The 6975-nt window shown below is 35.0% G+C and carries 8 protein-coding genes; 4 read left to right on the forward strand and 4 right to left on the reverse strand.

Features of this window, described 5'->3' with window-relative positions:
- Positions 1 to 21: 21 nt before the first annotated feature.
- Positions 22 to 741, reverse strand: coding sequence for a helix-turn-helix transcriptional regulator (locus OGZ34_RS22330; protein ID WP_263361790.1), 720 nt, complete (start codon positions 739 to 741; stop codon positions 22 to 24).
- A gap of 388 nt (positions 742 to 1129) precedes the next feature.
- Between OGZ34_RS22330 and OGZ34_RS22335 the strand changes: the two genes are divergently transcribed.
- Positions 1130 to 2374: an ABC transporter permease gene (locus tag OGZ34_RS22335; protein ID WP_263361791.1), complete on the forward strand. Its 1245-nt coding sequence runs from the start codon at positions 1130 to 1132 to the stop codon at positions 2372 to 2374.
- 127 nt (positions 2375 to 2501) lie between these two features.
- Here OGZ34_RS22335 and prmC read toward each other — a convergent pair whose 3' ends face one another.
- On the reverse strand, positions 2502 to 3356 hold the full coding sequence (gene prmC, locus OGZ34_RS22340) for a peptide chain release factor N(5)-glutamine methyltransferase (RefSeq protein WP_263361792.1): 855 nt from the start codon (positions 3354 to 3356) through the stop codon (positions 2502 to 2504).
- An 85-nt stretch (positions 3357 to 3441) separates the two neighbouring features.
- Positions 3442 to 3927, reverse strand: coding sequence for a GNAT family N-acetyltransferase (locus OGZ34_RS22345; protein WP_263361793.1), 486 nt, complete (start codon positions 3925 to 3927; stop codon positions 3442 to 3444).
- A gap of 109 nt (positions 3928 to 4036) precedes the next feature.
- Between OGZ34_RS22345 and ribD the strand changes: the two genes are divergently transcribed.
- The 3 genes from ribD to OGZ34_RS22360 are packed head-to-tail and all read left to right on the forward strand — an operon-like array spanning position 4037 to position 6352.
- A complete protein-coding gene (ribD, locus tag OGZ34_RS22350) occupies positions 4037 to 5086 on the forward strand; it encodes a bifunctional diaminohydroxyphosphoribosylaminopyrimidine deaminase/5-amino-6-(5-phosphoribosylamino)uracil reductase RibD (RefSeq protein WP_263361794.1) in 1050 nt (349 codons plus the stop codon).
- Positions 5079 to 5681 carry an HAD family hydrolase gene (locus OGZ34_RS22355; protein WP_263361795.1) on the forward strand — a complete coding sequence of 201 codons (603 nt, stop codon included), beginning with the start codon at positions 5079 to 5081 and terminating at the stop codon, positions 5679 to 5681. Before ribD ends, OGZ34_RS22355 begins: the two co-directional genes overlap by 8 nt.
- Before the next feature lie 38 nt (positions 5682 to 5719).
- Positions 5720 to 6352: an IMPACT family protein gene (locus tag OGZ34_RS22360; protein WP_263361796.1), complete on the forward strand. Its 633-nt coding sequence runs from the start codon at positions 5720 to 5722 to the stop codon at positions 6350 to 6352.
- A gap of 31 nt (positions 6353 to 6383) precedes the next feature.
- On the opposite strand, the gene OGZ34_RS22365 is transcribed toward OGZ34_RS22360, so the two are convergent.
- Entirely contained in the window at positions 6384 to 6788 is a 405-nt protein-coding gene (locus OGZ34_RS22365) for an acyl-CoA thioesterase (RefSeq protein WP_017498619.1), read from the reverse strand.
- Between the last annotated feature and the right edge of the window lie 187 nt (positions 6789 to 6975).

Raw genomic sequence — 6975 nt, forward strand, 5'->3', positions numbered from 1 at the left:
TAGAACAGCCCTGTGACAGCCTTATGGCAAGGGTGTCAGACATTTTTTTCTGGTCCTGTCAAAATATTCTTCAAAAGTAATTTTGTGTGGTTCAAATGTTTCTTCCTGCACCATCAAACCAACAATCCTGTCCAAACGAAAAGCCCTGTAATCATTCCTTAGTCTACAAAATGCAATAAGCAACCAATTCTCTTCAAAGGTATAGATAGCAAAAGGCTCTACCATACGATTCGTTTGCTGGTTATTATCTGGTGAAAAATATCTTATACAGACAAGCTTAAAATTGGTCAATGCCAATTGGAGAATAGATAAATTATTACTTGTCCGATTATTATCACTGTTCTGACCTGAAACAATGCGATCTGAAAGCAGATTAACTTTGTCTTTTGTGTTGTTGCGCAGTACAGATTTTATTTTACTAATGGCTTCCGTGTATTCTTTTACAAACGAAGCATCTTTATTCTTTAAAACCAACTGCTCTGCAGTAATCAAAGCATTAGCCTCACTTTCAGAAAACATGACAGGTGGAATTTTGTAGCCATCCATTAAAGTGTAGCCCTTGCCTTCTTCTGTCACAATAGGCACTCCTGCTTGCTCTAAAGCTCTGATATCTCTATAAATTGTTCTTTTGCTAATTGAAAATTTACCAGCCAATTCACTAGCCGTTAAGATCCTTTTAGTTTGTAACTGTATAAGGATTGCTGTAAGACGCGAAAGTCTCTTTAAATCAGTATCATTCATATTGATTACGCTTTTGATTTTCCTTTACTTGGTTCATTTCTGAAATTGGCAGCATCTAAAAACCACTACAAATTAAGAAATACTACTTTCATTTTTACCCAATCTTGTTCGTTTTGAGACATCCAATTTAATAAAAAAGACAAGACAACAGGAATAAATCATGATCGTCGCGTTACTTTTAAAACGCTTGGTTACAAGCCTAACACAACTCTTCCCCCTATTAAAACAAATCCTCTAAATCCAGAATCTTCCTTCAAGATAAAAATTCCTCAATATTTTTCTAGCAATATTACCTCTCTATATCATTTTTCTCTAAAACTTTAAAATAAATAATAACAGTTCGAAAACAAACTTGTAACAAAAAACGTATTTTCGTGACAAATTGGTCATGATGCTAAAATTATTTAAAGAAAATATCCGAATTGCTTTTGGTTCTATCAAAACTCAATTATTAAGAACTATTCTTACTGTAGTCATTATTGCTATCGGAATTACCGCTTTGGTGGGAATCCTGACCGTAGTTACAGCACTTGAAAACACGGTCTCTACCAATTTTGCCTCGATGGGCGCCAACACCTTCAACATCAATCAGTATGAAAACACGGTTAAAAACCGCGGTGGAAATGAGCGCGAAATCATCAATCCCATTATTTCTTATCCTGAAGCAGTAGCGTTCAAAAACAAATACAAATACCCTTTTACAGAAACCTCCCTTTCATTCACCGCCACATCAAAAGCTGAAGTAAAATACTTAGATCAAAAAACCGATCCCGAAATTACCATACTTGGAGTTGACGAGCATTATATTTCAAATTCAGGTTTAGAAACGACTTCCGGTCGTTCTTTCAATCAGTTTGACATTGACAACAATACTTATTCTTGCGTTGTAGGCTCCGATTTTGAAAAAGGTTTACTAAAAGACGTCAACCCAATTGATAAAATCATTTCGATACGAGGTGCCCGTTTCAAAGTTATTGGCGTTTTAAAAGAAAAAGGATCTACATTCGGAAATAGCCAGGATTTAAGAGTATTAATTCCAATTCAAGTAGCACGTTCTTTATTTACCGCTCCAAGCATTAATTATACTATTAGCGTAATGGTTTCTAAAAAAGAACTTTTAGACGAGGCTGTAGACAATGCAACAAGTACCATACGCAGGGTTCGTAAATTAAGTCCGGTTCGCGATAATAATTTCGGTATTGGCCGAAGCGACGATTTAATCAACAGAATCCTCGGAATTACACAATATCTGGGTTGGGCAGCATGGATCATTAGTGTGATTACCATTTTAGGATCTTCTATAGCTTTAATGAACATTATGATTGTATCCGTTACAGAACGCACAAGAGAAATTGGCGTCCGCAAAGCTTTAGGTGCCACCAAAATAACTATTTCGGTACAGTTTTTTATTGAAACATTATTAATTGGACAAATAGGCGGCTTGGTAGGAATTGTATTGGGAATCCTTGTTGGCTTTGCTTTCGCAGCCGCAATGAATTTTGCTTTTGTAATTCCATGGATGGCCATTTTTGCGGCTTTTGGCACCAGTTTTATGGTTGCTATTGTTTCCGGTTTATATCCGGCAATAAAAGCATCACAACTGGATCCTATTGAGGCTTTACGTTACGAATAATTTCTTAGTATTCAGTCTCAGTTCTAAGTCTCAGTTTTCGATTATAGTTCACATCTTACAATTTACATCTTACAGCCAAACAACTAACTGCAAACTGTGACTGTGACTGTAAACTATGACCATAAACTCAAACAACCCCTTTCATCATCCTGTCGTTATCATAAATATCTTTTCGCAATTCAATGTTCCTGAAATCCATTTTCTCAAGTAGAGCCGTCATTTCCGTCCCTAAGTACTGATTGATTTCAAAATACAATTGTCCGTTTTGCAAAAGATTTTCCTTAGCTAATTCGGCAATTTTTCTGTAAAAAATCAAAGCATCATTGTCGTCTACAAAAAGAGCTAAATGCGGCTCATAATCCAAAACATTCTTTTTAATTTCCTCTTTTTCTAAATTCCGGACATAAGGTGGATTTGAAACGATGATATCAAAATTATGCTTTAATGCTTCTGCTTCTAAAATATTCTGAAGTATAAAAGTAACTTCAACTTTGTTCTGAATTGCATTTCTTTTGGCGGTTTCTATTGCTTTTTTAGAAACATCAATTGCATAAACCTCTGCGTTGGCAATGTTTTTTGCCAATGAAATTGCAATGCAGCCACTCCCTGTGCCAATATCAAGAATTTTTATTTTTTTTGCTTTGTCTCCTCCGGAATTCTCATTAATAATCCATTCTACCAGCTCTTCTGTTTCCGGACGAGGAATTAAAACATTCTCATTAACTTCGAAATCCAAACCATAAAAATTAGTCTTGCCTAATAAATACTGAATTGGAACTTCTTTCTTTAACTGCAATAATAAAAAGTCCCATACCACAAAATCATCTTCCGAAAAAGTCAATTCATGATTTAATGCCAGATCAATTTGTCGCAATTGGTGCTTGTTTTCTAAAATTAAATAGAAAAAACTCTCCGCTTCGTAGGCGTCGTAAAAAAGTGACAAATCTTTAATGAACTGAGTCCGATATTGTTTGATTTTCATTTTAGGTATTTGAACATTATTCTTTAGATAGGGGCAACGATATTACAAGATAAGTATTGTAATGTAAATTCACTACAACATTATCCTATATTTTTTTCAACATCCACACAGGACAAGAACTATGACCGGTATTACCCAAAGGCGCATCTAAATATTCAAAACCTGATTTTACATATAGTTTTTGCGCAGCATGCATAAAAGGCATCGTTTCGATATAACATTTTTCAAAACCAAAAATCCTTGCCTGTTCTAAACATTTTTCCATCATTTTACTTCCAATTCCCAAACCGCGGGTTTTCGGTAAAAAATACATCTTCTGTAACTCACAAATCTCCGGAGCACCATTTTCTAAGGGTGCAATTCCGCAGCAGCCTAAAATTTCGCTGTCTTTTTCAACCACAAAATAAACGGACTTCGGCTTATTGTATTCTTCGAACATTAAGTCTAAATACGGATCTTCATAAGCCGTTCCTACTTTAGGTATTTCCATCTCATCAAATACAGACCGTATTAAATTCGCAACTTCCTGATTGTCTTCTTTTTTAATGGCTCTAATCGTCCAATTTTCCATATTTTCTCCTTCCTTTAAGATCATTACAAAAATAAAAATAGTTTCCCAATAGTTTCTTAACTACCCCAAAACTATCGGGACTATACTCAAAAATAACTATTTTTGTACTGTGAATATACATGAAAAATACATAAAACGTTGCATCGAGCTGGCTCAAAATGGTTTGGGCACCACATATCCAAACCCAATGGTCGGAAGCATAATTGTTTACGACAATCAGATTATTGGAGAGGGCTGGCATAAAAAAGCAGGAGAACCGCATGCGGAAGTCAATGCCGTTCGTTCGGTAAAAGACAAATCACTGTTAAGCAAAGCTACCATTTATGTTAGCTTAGAGCCTTGCAGCCATTTTGGAAAAACACCTCCGTGCAGCGACTTAATTATAGAATACAAAATTCCACATGTTGTTGTCGGAACTGTTGATCCTAATGAAAAAGTGGCAGGAAACGGCATTAAAAAACTAATTGCCGCAGGAATCAATGTTACCGTTGGAGTTTTAGAAAAAGAATGTTACGAACTCAACAAACGTTTTTTTACTTTTCATCAAAAAAAGAGGCCTTACATAATATTAAAATGGGCCGAAAGTCAGGACGGATTTTTATCCCCTGAAAAACAGGAAAGCCCCGAGCGAAAGCCCATCTGGATTACCAATCCTTATTCCAGACAATTGGTACACAAATGGAGAAGTGAAGAGCAGGCAATCCTCGTTGGAACACAGACAGTAATTGACGACAATCCGAAATTAAACACCAGAAATTGGTCAGGAAATAATCCGGTCAGAGTCATTCTAGACCAACACAATCGCATTTCAAAAGAGAGTTTTGTTTTTGATGACAGCGTAAAAACCATTGTATTTACAAAATCCGAAACCGGCTTTTCGACAGAAAACACTACCTTTACTCTAATCGATTTTAGCAGCAGTATTCTACCACAGATTTTAGCCGTTTTACATCAAAATCAAATTCAATCTGTTATTATCGAAGGAGGTGCTCAAACTTTACAATCTTTTATCGATCAGAATATTTGGGACGAAGCCCGGATTTTCATCGGAAAAGCCATTTTCAAAAACGGAACTAAAGCACCGCTTATTCAAAAAGAAAACCTAACAAAAATTAATATTCTCAGCGACGAATTATTAAATATTAGAAATCATGATTGATACTATCATTTTTGACTTTGGAGATATTTTTATCAATTTAGACAAACAAGCCACTATTTCGGGATTGCAAAAATTAGGATTAACAGAATGGAATAGCGAACTGGACCGCCTAAATCTTTTATTTGAAACCGGAGACATTTCGCGGGACGATTTTCTGGCGGGTTTTCAAAAACAACTTCCAAATGCCACTGTCGAAGAAATCCTGAAAGCATGGAATGCCATTTTAGCCGATTTTCCTTTGTACCGCTTGGAGTTCTTACAACTGCTTTCTCAAAAATATCGATTGTTTCTTTTGAGCAACACAGACTCTATACATATTGAAACTTTTGAAAACAAAACCGGGATTTCGTTTTACAGCGATTTTTACCAATGTTTTGAAAAAGTTTATTTTTCGTTTGAAATTGGAATGCGAAAACCAAATGCTGAAGTTTTTCAGTACCTGATCAACAAACACGAATTATCACCCAAGAGAACTTTGTTTGTAGACGACAAAAAAGAAAACACAGACTCAGCAGCATCGCTAGGCTTTCATATCTGGAACTTACAAGTTGGACAGGAAGATGTTGTTGACTTATTTGACAAACAAATACTTTAGCTGTTATTTTTGCCACAGCTTAAAAAATCAAACTCAATTTGGAAATTAACGATACGTACCAAACCATTGCTTTTGAATCTGAAGAAGTGCTTTTAAAAGAAAAAGGCAGTAAGTTCTTTGGCTACGCCTTTCCAATCGAAAGTGAAGACGAAGTAAAACCCATTATCGAAAATCTAAAAAAACAGCATCCACATGCCGTACATTTTTGTTACGCTTATCAATTAGGAACAGCTCCTAAAATTTCGTATCGTGCCAATGATGACGGAGAACCAAGTAATACGGCTGGCGCACCAATTTACGGACAAATACAATCTTTTGGACTAACCAACGTTTTAGTTGTAGTGGTTCGGATTTTTGGCGGAATTAAATTAGGCGTTGGCGGCTTAATCAGTTCGTACAAAACAACAGCACAAATGACACTTGAAGCCTGTGAAATTATCGAAAAGACAATTGACATTCATTTTCTAATCTCTTTTGATTACAAAAACATGAATAAAGTAATGCGTGTCATAAAAGAAAAAAAACTGGAAATTACCGCTCAGGAAATGGAAATTAATGAAGATACGGGACTCCCAATTGGCAAGATAACAACTAAAACGCGCAAAAAAAATGCCGAATCAGTATTCGACATTTTTGATTTAATGTTTGAAATCGATATTAAAATTATATAATTTAGCATTAAAAGGCATCACATTTTAACAATTATACCAGTGTTTTAAATAATTCCAAAATGTAATCTGGAGGTGCTGTCGGACGACCTGTTTTTAACGAAATAAATACTAAAATAAACACAGCAGTTGTTAATAACTCACCTGCTTCATTATAGATTGCGCAATCAAATTCAATCTTAACAGATGACTGACTTTTGAAAGCAGTATGAATTGTAAGAAGCTCATCATAACGCGCCGATTTTTTATAATTTATTTGCATCGAAACAATCGGCAGTCCAATACCGCTTTCTTCCATACTTTTATATGAAATCCCTTTATTTCTAAGCCATTCCACGCGTCCGATCTCAAAATAAGGCACATAATTTCCGTGGTAAACCACTCCCATTTGATCAGTTTCAGAGTAACGAACACGCACTTGCGTTTGATGATTTTTCATTATTTTCAGATTAAAAAAAATTAAGTTTAAAAAGTTTACTTACAACTTTTTTTTATAAAATTAGACTTCAAAATATTTTTTTTTACAGAAATTTGTTCACATATTTGTTATCCCGAAATACGGAATAAAATTGCTCCTTTTTTATTAGGAGAATCTTTATCAATAATAAGAAAATTTATTTGAATCT

Origin of the sequence: Flavobacterium collinsii (assembly GCF_946903285.1) — a bacterium.
In the GTDB taxonomy this organism is placed as follows: Bacteria; Bacteroidota; Bacteroidia; order Flavobacteriales; family Flavobacteriaceae; genus Flavobacterium; species Flavobacterium collinsii.

What these genes read in the sequence shown, in the direction of transcription:
- prmC (WP_263361792.1), bottom strand. Translation starts at nt 3,356, where the DNA reads ATGAAAATCAAACAATATCGGACTCAGTTCATTAAAGATTTGTCACTT.
- OGZ34_RS22355 (WP_263361795.1), top strand. Translation starts at nt 5,079, where the DNA reads ATGATTGATACTATCATTTTTGACTTTGGAGATATTTTTATCAATTTA.
- OGZ34_RS22330 (WP_263361790.1), bottom strand. Translation starts at nt 741, where the DNA reads ATGAATGATACTGATTTAAAGAGACTTTCGCGTCTTACAGCAATCCTT.
- OGZ34_RS22365 (WP_017498619.1), bottom strand. Translation starts at nt 6,788, where the DNA reads ATGAAAAATCATCAAACGCAAGTGCGTGTTCGTTACTCTGAAACTGAT.
- OGZ34_RS22335 (WP_263361791.1), top strand. Translation starts at nt 1,130, where the DNA reads ATGATGCTAAAATTATTTAAAGAAAATATCCGAATTGCTTTTGGTTCT.
- OGZ34_RS22345 (WP_263361793.1), bottom strand. Translation starts at nt 3,927, where the DNA reads ATGGAAAATTGGACGATTAGAGCCATTAAAAAAGAAGACAATCAGGAA.